Genomic DNA, 14861 nt, shown 5'->3' with positions numbered 1-14861 from the left:
CCAACCTCCTCAACCGGCAATCGGCAGGCGCTTGCGGCTGAATACCGTCAGCGCCACCAGCAGCGCCGTGGTGGTGAAAATCGCCACGGCGCTCATGGCCATGCCCACCCCGGGAGAACCCTGCTCGAACTGACCGAAGACAAAAGTCGAGACCGTGCTCACCCCCGCTGGCGCCACCATGATCGAGGCCACCAATTCGCGAGAGGCGATGGCAAATACCAGCAGCATCGCCACCAAAAGGCTCGGCGCCAGCGCCGGCAGCAGAATCCGCCGGAACGTGGTGATAAACCCTGCCCCGCAAACCCGCGCCGCCGCCTCCAAGCTCTCGCCCATCTGCCGAAACGCCGCACTTGCGTAGCGCACCGGATAAGGCAGCAGCAGGCAGGTGTAGGCAAGCAGCAGCATCGCGGAGGTGTTGTAGACCTGAATCGGCCAATAGCTCTGGTTCCAGGCCAGAATCAACCCCACCGCCACCACGATGCCCGGCAGCGTGTTAGGCAAAAGCGAGAGAAGATCCAGCATACCCTTGCCGCGCACCTGGGCGCGCACCACCAGGTATCCCACCACCGCCCCCAGCACCCCGGTCAGCAGCGCCGCCCCGACGGCCAGGCTCAGGCTGGTGCTCAGCGCCTGCAGTGCTCCGCTGCGGTTGGCGAGCAGTGCCTCGAAGTGGCGAAGCGAAAGGTTATCAAGCGTCAGCCCGCCGGAGAGCGTGCCGGTCAGCGCGGTGGCCAGCACCGCGAGTATCGGCACGCCCACGGAGATGAAACCTGCCAGAGAGAATACCGCCACCACCGGCCAGGCCCAGCGCCCCAGCTCGGCGCGTTCGGTGCTGGCGGGCTTGCCGGTCTGGCTGACGAACGAGCGCCGGATCACCAGATAGTGCTGCAGGTAGAACGCCGCCATGGCGAGCATCACCAGCAAAAGCGATAGCACCGCCGCTCCGGGAATATCGATCGGCCAGTCGGAGAAACGCTGATGGATGCCGGTGACCAGCACGTAATAGCCGGACTGCGCACCCAGGGTGGCCGGCGTTCCGAATTCCTCGATGGTGAGTGCGAACACCAGTAAAAGGCTCGCCGCAATACCCGGCGTGGAAAGTGGCAGCGTCACCCGCCAAAACGCCTGCCAGCGCCCCGCCCCGCATACCCGGGCGGCCGAGGCGTAGCGCCCGCCCACGCTCATCATGGTGCGCGAGACCGCGAAATAGACCACCGGAAAGACATTGAGCGTCATTACAAACACGATGCCGGAAAACGAGAACAGAAAGTCGCTCGCCTCGAAACCGACCAGCTGTTCGACATAGCCCCGTGGCTGCAGGCTGAGCATCCAGGAAAGCGCGGCAATGTAGGGCGGAATCATGAAGGGAATCAGGAACAGGAGATCCCACGCCGCACCGCCCGGCACCCGGGTCAGCGCGCGAAGCGCGCCCAGCGGTACCGCCAGCACTGCACAGGCCAGCACTACCGCGACGCCCAGGCGCAGCGTATTCCACAAAAGCGTCAGCAGCGCGGGGTCTGAAAGCGTGGGGCCGAACAGCGAAAACGCCTCGGAAAGATCCCCACGGGTGAGATGAGGAAACACCGCCTGCAGTACGATGTAGGCCAGCGGCAGGCCCACCAGCAGTAAAAGCGCCCCCACCGCGACCCATAAGACAACGCCTGCCCCATCGAACCGGGGCAGGCGCATTCTGGCCCGTGTCGTCATCACCGCTGAGTCGTCTCGCGAAAGCGGGTCAGGATCGCGTCGCGCTGCGCGTTCATCGCATCGCTGTCCACGTCAATCAGCGTGAGCTCGTCCAGGGTCGGGCGAAGCGCCTCGACATCGTTTCTGGCCGGCATCAGGTAGCTTTCGGCGACGCGTTGCTGACCCTGCTCGGAAAGCACGAAATCCATGAACTGTTCCGCCTCTTCCTTTCGAGCGCTCGATTCGAGAATCATCATCGGACGCGGGGCGATGACCGTACCGCTTTCCGGGAAGATCACGTCGATCGCCTCGCCCTCGGCCTTCTGGCCCAGTGAAATGTAATCCACCGCGCCGAACACCACCGACTTCGCTCCCTGTAGCACCGGATTCAACGCACGGGCGTTAGGGCCGGGCACGATCATGCCGTTATCCATCAGGGCGTCGATGAGCGACCAGGTCGGCTCCTCGCCCATGGCGGTCAATAGCCCCGTCACCAGCTCAAAGGCCGCGCCGGACTGGGCGGGGTCGGGCATGGTGATCTGACCGGCGTAAACGCTATCGGTCAGATCGGTCCAGTCGCCGGGGCGTGGTGTGCCGCTGTTCTGATCCCACACCAGTGCCAGGGCGGACACACCCTGGGCGATATAGTCATCCGCCTTCAGGAAATCAGGAACGTTCTCGGCGCCTACCGGCGTATAGCGGTACAAGAGCCCATCGTCCGACATCGCCACCGCGCTTTCCCAGGAGGCGGAGATCACCACGTCTGCCAACGGGTTCGAACGCTCGGACTCGAGCCGGGCCATGACCTGGCCGGTGGTGCTCTGGAAGACATCGACCTCGATGCCGCTTTGCTCGGTGAAGTCCGCGGCGAGCTGATCGATCAAGGCGCCAGGGCCCGAGGAGTAGACGGTCAAGGCCTGCGCGCAGGCTTGGCCGCCAACCCCGAGCAGCGCGCCGGCGCCCAGCGTGAAAAGGGTCGAGCGAAAAGATAATCGAGACATGCAAACCTCCATGGGCGAATCAAGAATAGCGTCAGGCAAGCGCAGCCAATGCGCGCAGCGGCTTACAGACAAGCGTCTCACCGTCCGACGTCCAGGCGCGAAGTTGATCGAGCTCGACGGCAAGGCCAGCGCTTACGGTAGGTGGATGGGGTTGCGCGGTGCGCAACTTCACGGTCGTGGTGGTATCAAGCGAAAGCGTCAGCGCAGTGTGATCGCCCTGAAATACGCGCCCTTTTACCCGGGCGGTCAAATCCGCCTGCTCGGGAGAGACCAGGCGCACCGCTGGCCGCGGCAGCAACAACTGGGCGGGGCCTTCATACCCCTGCTCCGTGGCAACCCGCAGTGTCTGGCCGGCCACGTAAAAGCCCTCGGGGCCGAAGTGCCCTTCCAGGAGCGTCCCAGCGTCGATGAACGAGGCGATGCCAGGCGTGGCCGGCGCATGGTAGAGCGTTTCCGGCGCGGCGACCTGCTGAAGGCGGCCGTTTTGAAGTACCGCCACCTCGTCGGCCAGGGCGAAGGCCTCATGCTGGTCGTGGGTGACCAAGACCGTGGTCAGCGAGAGTTCTTCGATCAAAGCGCGAATTTCGAGCGCCAGATTATCGCGCAGCCCTTTATCCAGATTGGAGAGCGGCTCGTCCATCAGCAGAAGCCGGGGCTTTCCGACAATGGCCCGGGCGAGAGCGACACGCTGCTGCTGGCCGCCGGAGAGCGAGCCCGGCGGGCGGTCGGCAAAATCGCTCAACCCCACCAGCGAAAGCGCCCACGCCACCTGTTCTTGACGAGCGCCTGCCTTGACGCCCTGCATCTCCAGTGGAAACGCAACGTTTTGTGCCACGCTCATGTGGGGCCATAGCGCGTAGTCCTGGAACACCATGCCCAGATGGCGCTCGTCGGGGCTTAGATGCCCCTCGGGCCTTGCCACGCACTGACCGGCCAGGGTGATATGGCCTGAATCGATTCCCGTAAGCCCGGCCATGCAGCGCAGCAACGTGGTTTTCCCGCATCCGGAAGGCCCCAGAAGCGCCAGTACCTTTCCCGGCGCCAGTTGAAGGTCGATCCCTTCAAGCGCTTTTTTACCGTTGAAAGCCTTGTGCAACCCTTCAATTAAAAGCGCGGGATTGGGCATGGAACACCTTGGTTAAAAGGGAAATTATAGTCAGAGAACATGACAGGTGTTTGACAGGGCACGCGATGGGCCCTCTACTCTGGTCACTCCTCGAACATGTGTGCACTGCTCGAGACCGCTGCGGCGTTCACACATCAATCAACTCGCCCTTGGCGACGCGGGCCACGGTCAGCTCACGGCCATAGACACAGCCGGTATCCAGACAGCGGATATCGGCGCGCCCCGTTTCGCCGCGAAGGGTCGACCAGTGTCCGAACGCCCAGATCTGTCGCTGAACGGGCCACAGGTCGAACCAGGGCACCAGCGCCGACGACCTCCTCTTTGCCGTTTTAGCGGTGAAGTCGATCAGCGGGCGGTGGGGGTCGGTGGAATCGCAGTAGCGCATCTCGGTGAAGGCGTAAATGATGTAGCGCCACATATCCAGCTCGGCCACCGTGCGATGGTAAGGCGACAGCGACAGCGCCTTTAGCCAGGTATCGCTGGCCTGGCGCAGTTTCTGGCCGGCCTGATGAGCGTAGCGCTCGGCCGCCGCCAGGCTCCAGCCGGGAAAGATGCCGGCGTGAGAGACGGTCAAATCCAGCGCCGTCTCGCGCAGCAGCAATGGTTTCTGGCGCAGCCAGTGTTTCCAGTCGGTGCTGCCTTTATCGCTCAACACGGGGTCGAGCGAGGCGTCCCCTGGCCCTTCTGCCCCGGCGAGCCGGCCGAGGAGCCGCGCTTCGTGATTGCCCAGCACCATATCGAAACTGTCACCCAACGAAGCCACCAGGCGCAGTACCTCCAGGGAGTGCGGCCCTTTTCCCACCAGATCCCCCACGCTCCAGAGCCGGTCGGTGCCGGGGTCAAAGCCGATTCGCTCAAGCGACGTTTCAAGCGAATGAATGCAGCCATGCACATCGCCTACCACATATAAAGCCACAAGCGCCCTTACTGGAAGGCCAGTGCACGATGGTAAGGAAAGGCGACGCGCAGCGCGTCCCCGCGCGAGTGGGCCTGCTCGCTCGAAAGCGACAGCAGCGTACCGCCCAGATCCAGCCGAAGCCGCCAACGGTGCCCCTCGAATATGCACTGACGCACGGTGCCCGACAGGTAGTTCATCCCCGGTTGATTCTGCTCATCTGGCGAGCATGGTCGGATAGAGCCGCTGTGAAGCATCAGGCTGATGTCATTACCGGCGATGGCCGGGGCGTCTTGCGCCAGGCAACACGTCAGGCGCTGACCGTTCACCACCACTTGCCATGTCTGGTCGTCGACCGCTTTTTCCAGTCTGGCCGTCAGCCGGCTATCAAAGCCTGCCAGCCCCGCCACCCAGGGCGAGGCTGGCTGGGCAAACAGCGAGCGTACCGGCCCTACCTGCTCCAGGCGCCCTTCCTTGAGCACCAGCAGCTCATCGGCGAAGGCGCACGCCTCCAGCGGGTCGTGGGTGACATACAGCACCGTCTTGTTCAGCCGCTCGAAAAGTTCGGCCAGCTCAAAGCGCATTTCCATGCGTAGCTGTACATCCAGATTGGAGAGCGGCTCGTCGAACAGCAGCACGTCCGGGTCGGTGGCCAGTGCCCGGGCGATGGCCACCCGCTGCTGCTGCCCGCCAGACAGCTGTGCCGGCAGCCGGTCCTCGTAATCCTGCAGGTGAAGAAGTGCCAACAGCTCATCCACGCGCCGGCGGCGCTCATGGCGTGAAAGCGACGTCAAACCGTAGCCGATGATGCGGCGCACGGTCATATGCGGCCAAAGTGCATAGTCCTGAAAGACCATGTTGATCGGCCGTTTTTCCGGCGGCAGAGAGAACCCGGGACTTGCAATCAGCTGCCCGTTGATACGCACTTCCCCGCCATCGGGCTCTTCCAGTCCGGAAATCAGCTTGAGCAGCGTGGATTTACCACACCCGGACGGGCCGAGAACGGCCAGCACGCGCCCGGTGTCCAGATTCAGGCTGATATCACTGAGGGCGACCGAGCGCCCGTAATGACGGCCAAGATGGGAGAGTTCAAGCATGACGCACCTCGGCGTTGACAGGTTGCACCGGCGCATCCGGTGGATGTGTTTGCAACAGGTGTTTGAACACGCGCTGCACGCTCATATGCACGGTCTGGATCAGAACCAGCGTCAGCGCCGCGGCCACCAGCGTCGAGGCGGTGGACTCGCCATAGAGCCCCTGCTGGAACATGCGGTTGATCACCACCGGCAGGACCTCGTAGCCCGGCGGATGCAGAATGGAGGTGATCGCCAGATCGAACATGCTGGACCCGAAGCTTGCCAACCCGGCGGACAAAAAGGCCGCCAGGGTCAACGGCAGCAAGATGGTGCAAAGGCGGCGCCACACCCCCGCCCCCTGCAGCGCGGCGGCGGCCATGAACGACTGGGGAATCTGGCTCATCGCGCCCAGCAGCACCCGAATGGCAATAGGAATGGCGCCGGCCATACCGGCCAGCACCAGCAGGAAAGGATGGCCGTAGAGGCTGAGCCCCACCGCATCGAGCCAGGGATGATTCCACAGGAAAATGAAGCCCACGCCCAGAATCACGCCCGGCACGGCCAGCGTAATGGTGGAGATCACGTTGATGAGCCCGTTCAAGTAGAACTGGCTGAACGTGAGCAGGTAGGCCGCCAGGAAGGCCACCAGAAGACTGGCCAGCGCGGCAATTCCGGCGATCTGCAGCGAGTTGCCCAGCGCCTCGCGTAGCCCCGAGCCGCGTTGCAGTACCGCCTGGTAGTGCTCGAGCGTCAGGTTGCCGGCCACCACCCCCTCGCTCAGATTCCTGGTCAGCGACACCAGCAGGCTGCTGCAAAGCGGGATACCCAGCGCGATGGCGATGAAGCCAAAGGCCGCCACCGTCAATAGCGGGTGCCCCTTCTGGCGAGGCCCGCCGGCCTGGGCCTTGGCGGTCAGGAAGTCGAACCTCGAGCGGCGCAAAAGCCAGAGATACAGCGCCACGGCCACCACCAGAATCCCCATCAAGTAGACCGACAGCACCCCCGCCAGATCGAACCGGATCGGCGACTGGTTGATCGCGGTAAAAATGGTGTAGGGCAGCGTCGGGAAACGGTAGGTGGTCGCCAGAGCCGCCGGCAGGCCAAAATCACCCAGCGTATCGATGAACACCAGCACCATGCCCGAGAGTATGGCGGGCAGCAGTAGCGGCAGCCTTATCGTTGCCAGCGTACGCAAAGGCCCGGCGCCGCATAAGCGCGCTGCGTGCGGGTACTCCTTGACGTGCCACTGCATGGCCGCCGTGATCGCCAGATAGGCAAACGGGAAGTTCTTGAAGCACATGATCGTCACCAGACCCGGTGGCGAGAACACTGCGCCGTTCACCCAGTCAGCGCCCAGCCACTGGGCCGCGATACCGCTTTTGATACTGAAAAGTATCCATCCCTGGGCGATGATGAACGAGGGCACGATCAGCATGGCCCAGGCGCACATATCCAGCGCCGCGCGGCCAAGCGCTGCGCACTGCTGGCGAATGATGGCCAAGGCCCCGCCGATCAGAGTGCCGAAAAGCGCGGTGTAGCCTGCCAGATAGAGCGAGTTGGTGAGCGAGACGCGCCAGAGCTTGCGGTGGAAAAGCTCCGCCAGGTTTTCAAAACCGGCAAAGCGCATATCCCCCTGCAAGATCCCCGGCCAGAACGCCTGCACCACCACGAACGCCATGGGAACCGCCACCAGCACCAGCAATACCAGCGCAATCAAGGCGCCTATCGCCGTGTCGGGTCTTATCCCTTTCAACCCGCGGACGTTACTGAGCGCGCCCTGCATCTTAGTTGACGGCCTGATCGGCGAACCAGTTCTTGATGGCCGCTTCGTTGTCGGCGGCCCAGTCGGCGGGTGCCATGTTATAGACCGCACCTGCCGGCGGGCCGTAGTCCAACGGCGTTACATCCTCGACCGGCGAGAGAAAAAGACCATCCTTGCCTGCGTTGTCAGTCAGAAACTGCTGGGTATCGGCGTCAAGCATCCAGTTCACGAAGGCCTCGGCCGCCTCGAGATGCTCGGTCTCGGCCTGAATGGCCACCCCGCGCGAAGATGCCGGTGCACCCTCTTCGGGCCAGACTACCTCGACCGGCTCGCCGGCTTCCTTCAACGCATAGGCGTTGGGCGAAGAGAGCATCGCCACGGCAATTTCGCCCGAGGCGAGCGCCCGCCCGGTGGGCCCGTTGGTGCGAAACACCCTCAGGTCGTTGTCCAGTATGCCGGCGTAGAGCTTACGCGCTGCCTCCATGCCCATATCGTAATGCAGCCAGGCAACGCATGGGTAAGCCGGTGCGGCTACCGCCGGGTCGGCCTGGCCGACCATGCCTTCGTACTGGCTATCGGCAAGGTCTGCAAAGGCGGCGGGTGCTTCGCTCACCAGATCAGTGCGATACGCCAGCACGCAGGAAGCCGTGGTGCCCACCGGCATCCACGCACGGCTTTCGGTCAGCAAGGTGCGGCCTTGTTCGGTCAAGTACTGCTCGTTGTCCGGGGCGAGGCCCTTTTTGAGCAGGCCCTGCTGATCCAGGCTGTGCAGACTGCCCAGCCCGTCGAACAGCAGCACATCCCAGTTGGGGTTGTTGCGCTCGGCCGCGACACGCGCCAGCAAATTGCCGCCGCTCATCTGGACGACCTCGATCTCGAAGCCCGTATCCGCCGTGAAGCGGCTGCCGATGATGTCCTCGAAGTCGTTGGTATAAAGCACCAGTGGCGACGCCAGGGCGGCGTTACTCAGAAGCCCCATAAATAGCCCGGTCGTTACTTTCATCGATATGACTCCCCGTTGAGAATGCGCAAGCGTTCAAGGCGGAGCTAATCTAACGCTGGCGCGCACTGTCTTGAATACGCCTTGGCGTCCAAGTATTGCGGACGTTCTTTGCGCCAATGTGTCACAAGGTTGCAATCACACCTTGGTAAGTAACGAGGGTCAGCCTCACATGAGAGTGTTATGTCCACGACCAAGCAATCGAATGACTCCCTGCCCCAGGTCACCGCCTTCGTTCAAACCGTGCGCCAGGGGGGCTTTGCCGCGGCGGGCAGGAAACTGGGGCTTTCCGCATCCGCGGTGGGGAAAAGCGTGACGCGCATGGAACAGCGCCTGGGGGTAAAGCTTCTCAGCAGAACCACGCGCAGCGTGGTATTGACCGATATAGGCGAGACCGTCTTCAGTCGCTATAACCACGTGCTGGAGCTGCTCAAGGAAGTGGACCTGCTGGCCGGCCAGAATGCGCAAACGCTCAGCGGCACGTTAAAGTTCGACCTGCCCAAGGTGTATGGCGCCCGGGTCATCGGGCCGATGCTGGCCCGGTTTGCAAGCCTTCACCCGGGCATCAGCCTGGACATTCGGCTCAACGACGAAGTGTGTCATCTCGTCGAAGAGCAGGTGGATCTGGCGGTCCGGATCGGCCCGGTGGCGGATAGCTCCCTGATTGCCCGGCCGCTGGATCGTCAACGACTGGTCGTCGTCGCCTCGCCCGCCTACCTGGAACGATACGGCGCCCCCCTGAAGCCGCAAGCGCTCGTTGAACATCAGTGTCTGGGATTTCGAAACGCCTCCACCGGACGCATCAGGCCCTGGCAGTTCAACGATGAAAGCGGTCTGGACGCGTCCGTGACGCTGGATCATCGCTACCGCTTTGACGAAGGGATCGCCGTCAAGCGTGCCGCTGAGGCGGGGTTGGGCGCGGCTCAGTTGCCCTCTTACATGGTGCGTCGCGCCGTCAAGGAGGGGACCCTGGTGAGGCTTTTGGATGACTTCTGCCCAAGCCCGATGCCCATTCAGCTCATCTATGCCCGGGAAAGCAAGCACAACGCTCGGCTTCGCGCGCTGGTGAACTTCTTGCTCGACGAAGCGAGGCAAGGCCGATTCGGGCCCGACTGAGGACCAGGGGTGGCCTTGCCTCTTTTCAGGGCGCCTCGACGGCCGCCCGGCCCTTGATGATCGAGCGGGCCAGCATCAGATACGCGATGGCCCCGCAGGCTGCCATGGCCAGAATGATGGCCTCGAGGGTGTGCGGTAGCACCGTGGAAAGCCCGCTGACGATGCCGGCGATGCCGAACTGGGCGGCGCCCAGCAGTGCCGCCGCCGTGCCGCCGCTGGTCGGGAAGAACTCCAGAAAGCAGGCCTGAATGTTCGGGGTGATCGCCCCCATCGCGCCGATGGTCAGCATCATGGCCGGCAGGAAGGCATAGAGCGGCCAGTCCATGAAGGCGGCGGTGATCAACAGCACCATGCCCACGGCCTGACACCCCGAGGCGAGCTGCAAAATGCGCAGCGACGGCAAGCGCGAGAGCAGCAGCCGGTTGAAGATATTGAATACCAGCATGGTGAGAATATTGGCGGCGAACAGCAGCGAGAACGTCGACGGCGACTGCTCGAAGTGCCCCTGATAGATAAAGGAGGCGTAGGTGATGAACATCATCATGGTGGAGAACGACGCCGCCTGCCAAACGATGAACGGCAGCGCCGGCTTGGTCGAAAGCACCAGTTTGTAGCGCGCCAGCAGGCTCATTTGCGGGCTTTTGGCCCGCGAGACCTTGCCCTTGCCGGAAAACACCGCCCGTATCAGCAGCGGCACCAGTACCAATGCATAGACCGCCAGCGCGAAGAAGATGTAGTGCCAGGAGCCAAAGGAGAGAATCGCGCTACCGACGCTGGGCGCCACCCCCGGCGCCAGCACCATGATGAACCCCATCATCGAGAAGAGCTTGGCGGCGTCACGCCCCGCCACGCGGTCGCGCACCAGCGCGGGGACCGAGACCAGTGTCCAGCCCGCGCCGAACGCCTGGATCGCCCGCCCGATCAGCAGCGCATCGAGCGACTCGGCCATACCGATGGCAATGCTTGCGACGGCGAAGACCCCGAGCCCGCCCATCAAAATACGCTGGCGCCCGAAACGGTCCGACAGCGCCCCGCCCACTAGCTGACCCAGCGCCATCGCGAACACGTAGATCGACACGCTCAGCGAGACCGCCTGCTGCGAAACGCCAAGCGACTCGCCGATCACCGGAAAGGCCGGCAGGTAAGTGTCCATGGAAAAGGGGCCCAGCATCATCGTCAGTGCCAGGCTCAGCACGACGATGAAAGGCGTTTTGGGTTGACTCATGATAACTCGCGTTTGAATGGCTTAAGACGTATGGCGTCGCCGATATGATAAAGCGTGGCGCCCGGCACGGCCAGCCAGGGCGGCGGGGGCCGCGCTCAAACGATCAGCCTTTGGCGCGTTTCGCACTTAAGATGGCACGTCAAAAGTGCCGAGAGCTCACCGCTTTTACGCCAGGCGTGCCAGTAAAGCGGCACGTCGACCACGTGGCCCGGACACAGTTCGACCAGCCGCCCCTGGCCAAGCGCCTGCTCGATCTGAAGCTCGGGCACCATTCCCCAGCCCAGCCCACTTTCCAGCAGCCGGACGACCCCTTCCGACGAAGGGCAGATATGGTGGGCAAAGCCCTCCGCGACGCCAAGGCCTTGCGCGTAGCGGTGCTGTAGCCGGTCATCGGTGCCGAAAATGATCGCCGGCGCATGATAAAGCCGATCGATGGTCACGCCCTCGGCAAAGTGGCGGTCGATGAATGCCGGGCTCGCCACGCCCAGGTAGCGCATCGCCCCCAGCGCCACGCTTTCGGCGCCCGCGACCGGCTGGGGCGTGGCGCAAACACAGCCCGCCACATCGCCGGCTCGCATCCGCTTCAAACCCACGTCCTGATCCTCGACGACCAGCTCGATCAGCACCCGATGCGCCTCGCAAAACGCCGCGACCGCATCCGCCCACCAGGTGGCCAGGCTATCGGCATTCAGCGCGATGCGTAACCGGTTCACGCCTCCTTCGTTGAGCGCCGGCACCAGCGCGCCCAAATCGCGCTCCAGAAGGCGCACCTGCTGAACGTGGTTGAGCAGACGCCGGCCCGCCTCGGTGGGCACCGGCGGACTCACCCGCATGAGCACCGGCTGGCCGAGTCGCGCCTCCAGTAACTTGATGCGCTGGGAAACCGCCGACTGGGTCAGCCCCAGCGTCTGGGCACCGCGTTCGAACCCGCCCTGTTCGATGACCACCGCCAGCGCGGCAAGAAGTTTGTAGTCGAGCAATTAATTTTCCTAATGTAACATTTGGATTATTCGTTTTATTTATAACGCGCCGCGTCACAGACTGCCCATGACTTTCAGCAGGAGCAAGCGACATGGCACAGAGTTACCTCAACGGGCTATTCATGGGGCTAGGGCTTATCGTGGCGATCGGCGCGCAGAATGCCTTCGTGCTCTCCCAAAGCCTGCGGCGTGAATATCCGCTTGCCGTGGCGCTGGTATGCATCGTGTGCGATGCGGTGCTGATAGTGGCCGGCGTACTGGGTCTTGCCACCCTGCTCACGCAAAGCCCGGCGCTTCTAGCCGTGGCCCGCTGGGGTGGGGCGGCGTTCCTGATCGGCTACGCATTACTGGCCCTCAAACGCGCCGCCCGAGGCGAAGCGCTTCAGGCGAAAGGTGCGGCCAGGCGTTCACTGGCCGCGGTGCTCTCGGCCACGTTGGCGGTCACGCTCCTGAATCCTCACGTTTACCTGGATACCGTGCTTTTGATCGGCTCGCTGGGCGCCCAGCAGCCGGTACCCGGCGCCTTTGCGCTGGGCGCGGTCAGCGCCTCGACGCTCTGGTTCAGCGCCCTGGCACTGGCTGCTACCCGGCTTGCCCCGAGCCTTTCACGACCGCTGACCTGGCGCTTGATCGATCTTCTCGTCGCCCTGATGATGCTCGCCGTTGCGCTGCAACTCATCCTGGGCGCCGTCTAAAAAAATAGCCGGCTAATAATTATGCTAAGCTTGACGGTTCGTCATCGACAGATCGAGGATGCCCGCCATTCGCCATAACGCTCACACCAAGGCCGTACTGTTGCTGGCCAGTACCATGACCGTGATGTCCGGGGCGATCATCTCGCCCGCGCTGCCCGGCATAGGACGCTTTTTCGAAAACGAGCCTCAGGTACTGATTCAGCTGATACTCACCCTGCCGGCGCTGATGATCACGATTTTCAGCCCGCTGATGGGCTATCTGGCCGACCGCTTCGGGCGCAAGCCGCTGCTGCTGATCATGCTGTCCATCTATGGGCTGGCCGGGGCCTCGGGGTTTCTGATCGACCGGGTGGAACTGCTTCTGGCCTCTCGGGCACTGATGGGCGTGGCGGTGGCCGGCATCCTGAGCATCAGCACCACGCTGGTGGGGGATTACTTCAGCGGCCCGGAACGGGCGCGGTTTCTGGGTCTGCAAAGCAGCTCGATGGCGCTGGGCGGGGTAATCTTCATCAACCTGGGCGGGCTTTTATCCGACTGGAGCTGGCGCGGGCCGTTTCTGCTTTATCTGACCGGCGTATTGCTGCTGCCTTACGCCTTTGCCATCTTGAAAGAGCCGCGCCTGCACCCGGTCGAAAACGTCTCGAGCCAGGCGCCGCTTCCCCGGGTGGATATCGGCCGCACCGCGCTTGCCTACCTGATCGCCATGATCAGCATGCTGATGTTCTACATGTTCCCCGCGCAGTTGCCGTTTCTGCTCTCGGCGCAAGGCCAGACCAGCGGGCTCGCCATCGGCGTGGCGCTTTCCATGTCGGCGCTTACCGCCAGTATCGTAAGCTTCGGCTACGGCCGGTTTAAACCGTTTTTCTCGGTCATGACCATCTACGTGATGGGGTTTGTCATCGCAGCAATGGGCCTTGCCGTGGTCGGTGTGACTCATGGCTACGCCATGGCGATTGTGGGCGCGGCAGTGGCGGGGGCGGGCCTTGGGGTCTTCATGCCCAACACCACCACCTGGCTGATGCGCATTACCCCCGAGCGGGTGCGCGGGCGCGTTTTCGGCGGTTTTACCTCCACGTTCTTTTTCGGTCAGTTCATCTCGCCCATTGCGGTGGCCTGGATGTCCACGTGGCTTGTGTCGCTGCGCGATGTGTTCATCGCCATGGCCGTACTGTGCACGGTGCTGGCCATCGTCATCGCGCTGCTGGGCAAGACGCTGCTGAAGGCCGACAGCGCCCTTTAACGTGCTAGAAGCGACTCATACAGTGCGATGTAGTCAAGGGCCATGCGCTCGGCGGTAAAGCGCTCGAGAAACCGTTCGCGTACGCGTTCACGGCTTAGCGTCGGCAGCCGGCTGACGGCGGCGACCGCCTCGTCGATCGAGTCGACGATGAACCCGGTCACGCCCTCTTCGATGACCTCCTCCACGCTTCCGTTTCGCCAGGCGATGACCGGCGTGCCGCAGGCCATCGCCTCGATCATCACCAGCCCGAAGGGCTCCGGCCAGTCGATGGGAAACAAAAGCGCCTCGGCACGGCCCAGAAAGTCTTGCTTTTGCACGTCATTCACCGTGCCGACGTGGCGGATATCATCATCGAGCTCGGGGGCAATGAAACGCTCGAACCAGCCGGGATTGCCCACATCGACGCCGCCGGCCAGTTGCAGGGGATAGCCGGCGCCACGCGCCACCTCGATGGCGCGATCCGGACGCTTTTGATCGGTCATCCGGCCGATGAAGGCGAGGTAGCCGCCGTCTCCCGGCCCCCGCTCAAAGCGCTGCGCGTTGAGGCCGTGATGAACCACGCCAGCCAGATTCGCCTTGGGAATGGCGGTGCTCTGGGCACGGGAAATGGCCGCCACCGGTAAATCCGCAAAGCCCTTGAAGAGCAGTTGGCGGTCCAGCTCGTCTACCCGCCAGTGCACGGTGGTCAGGCTCTGAGCCCGGCGGTGGCCCAGCAGCGGCGCATGGCAGAACTCGCCATGGCAATGAATCACGTCGAACTCGTCCAGATGCTGTCTGAGCTTTTCCAGCACCAGCGCCTCGAGTGCGCCCGGCACGCCGGGGGGCACATTATCGTGAAGCGTCTGTAGCTGGTAAAGGCTCGGCGCGCAGGGCAAATGCCGGGCGTGGGTCTGGCAGTCCGACGGGCCGATCAGGGTGACATCGTAATTTAAGTTAAAGAGTGCCTCGGTCAAGTCCGCCACAATGCGCTCGGTCCCTCCACTGCCTGGAGGCGGGGTGGGAAAGATAACTGGAGCAACCTGGGCAATGCGTATACGCTTTTGAGTGGGCATAGCGTGG

Annotated in this window: 13 protein-coding genes; 3 read left to right on the top strand and 10 right to left on the bottom strand. The window is 63.2% G+C overall.

Annotated features, from left to right (window positions below; genetic code table 11):
• Window positions 1-9 precede the first annotated feature (9 nt).
• The 7 genes from ACWF8S_RS01345 to ACWF8S_RS01315 all read right to left on the bottom strand — a co-directional run bounded on the left by ACWF8S_RS01345 (window position 10) and on the right by ACWF8S_RS01315 (window position 8549).
• Window positions 10-1707 (bottom strand): ABC transporter permease, encoded by a 1698-nt coding sequence (locus ACWF8S_RS01345; protein ID WP_447556535.1) that lies wholly within the window; start codon window positions 1705-1707, stop codon window positions 10-12.
• Entirely contained in the window at window positions 1707-2687 is a 981-nt protein-coding gene (locus ACWF8S_RS01340; RefSeq protein ID WP_447555026.1) for an ABC transporter substrate-binding protein, read from the bottom strand. The genes ACWF8S_RS01345 and ACWF8S_RS01340 overlap by 1 nt, the downstream gene beginning before the upstream one ends.
• 31 nt (window positions 2688-2718) lie before the next feature.
• Entirely contained in the window at window positions 2719-3813 is a 1095-nt protein-coding gene (locus tag ACWF8S_RS01335) for an ABC transporter ATP-binding protein (protein WP_447555025.1), read from the bottom strand.
• 127 nt (window positions 3814-3940) lie between these two features.
• Window positions 3941-4729, bottom strand: a complete 789-nt coding sequence (locus ACWF8S_RS01330) for a symmetrical bis(5'-nucleosyl)-tetraphosphatase (protein ID WP_447555024.1) — start codon at window positions 4727-4729, stop codon at window positions 3941-3943.
• A gap of 8 nt (window positions 4730-4737) precedes the next feature.
• Entirely contained in the window at window positions 4738-5805 is a 1068-nt protein-coding gene (locus ACWF8S_RS01325) for an ABC transporter ATP-binding protein (RefSeq protein WP_447555023.1), read from the bottom strand.
• Entirely contained in the window at window positions 5798-7567 is a 1770-nt protein-coding gene (locus ACWF8S_RS01320; RefSeq protein WP_447555022.1) for an ABC transporter permease, read from the bottom strand. The genes ACWF8S_RS01325 and ACWF8S_RS01320 overlap by 8 nt, the downstream gene beginning before the upstream one ends.
• Before the next feature lies 1 nt (window position 7568).
• Window positions 7569-8549: an ABC transporter substrate-binding protein gene (locus tag ACWF8S_RS01315; protein WP_447555021.1), complete on the bottom strand. Its 981-nt coding sequence runs from the start codon at window positions 8547-8549 to the stop codon at window positions 7569-7571.
• A gap of 180 nt (window positions 8550-8729) precedes the next feature.
• Here ACWF8S_RS01315 and ACWF8S_RS01310 point away from each other — a divergent pair, with 180 nt between their 5' ends.
• The gene (locus ACWF8S_RS01310; protein WP_447555020.1) at window positions 8730-9662 is read left to right on the top strand and encodes a LysR family transcriptional regulator; all 933 of its coding nucleotides are present in this window, start codon (window positions 8730-8732) and stop codon (window positions 9660-9662) included.
• A 25-nt stretch (window positions 9663-9687) separates the two neighbouring features.
• On the opposite strand, the gene ACWF8S_RS01305 is transcribed toward ACWF8S_RS01310, so the two are convergent.
• Together ACWF8S_RS01305 and ACWF8S_RS01300 are read right to left on the bottom strand one after the other, a co-directional pair.
• Entirely contained in the window at window positions 9688-10887 is a 1200-nt protein-coding gene (locus ACWF8S_RS01305) for a Bcr/CflA family efflux MFS transporter (RefSeq protein ID WP_447555019.1), read from the bottom strand.
• A gap of 95 nt (window positions 10888-10982) precedes the next feature.
• Window positions 10983-11867: a LysR family transcriptional regulator ArgP gene (locus ACWF8S_RS01300; protein WP_447555018.1), complete on the bottom strand. Its 885-nt coding sequence runs from the start codon at window positions 11865-11867 to the stop codon at window positions 10983-10985.
• 92 nt (window positions 11868-11959) lie between these two features.
• Between ACWF8S_RS01300 and ACWF8S_RS01295 the strand changes: the two genes are divergently transcribed.
• Both ACWF8S_RS01295 and ACWF8S_RS01290 read left to right on the top strand, forming a co-directional pair.
• A complete protein-coding gene (locus ACWF8S_RS01295) occupies window positions 11960-12562 on the top strand; it encodes a LysE/ArgO family amino acid transporter (RefSeq protein ID WP_447555017.1) in 603 nt (200 codons plus the stop codon).
• Window positions 12563-12620: 58 nt separating this feature from the next.
• Window positions 12621-13802 carry an MFS transporter gene (locus ACWF8S_RS01290; RefSeq protein ID WP_447555016.1) on the top strand — a complete coding sequence of 394 codons (1182 nt, stop codon included), beginning with the start codon at window positions 12621-12623 and terminating at the stop codon, window positions 13800-13802.
• On the opposite strand, the gene ACWF8S_RS01285 is transcribed toward ACWF8S_RS01290, so the two are convergent.
• Entirely contained in the window at window positions 13799-14854 is a 1056-nt protein-coding gene (locus ACWF8S_RS01285; RefSeq protein ID WP_447555015.1) for a glycosyltransferase family 4 protein, read from the bottom strand. The two genes, ACWF8S_RS01290 and ACWF8S_RS01285, sit on opposite strands and share 4 nt — an antisense overlap.
• Window positions 14855-14861: the final 7 nt, after the last annotated feature.

It is taken from the genome of Vreelandella xerophytica (assembly GCF_968048975.1).
Note: the sequence above shows the minus strand (reverse complement) of the source record. Positions and strands in the feature narration are given on the sequence as shown.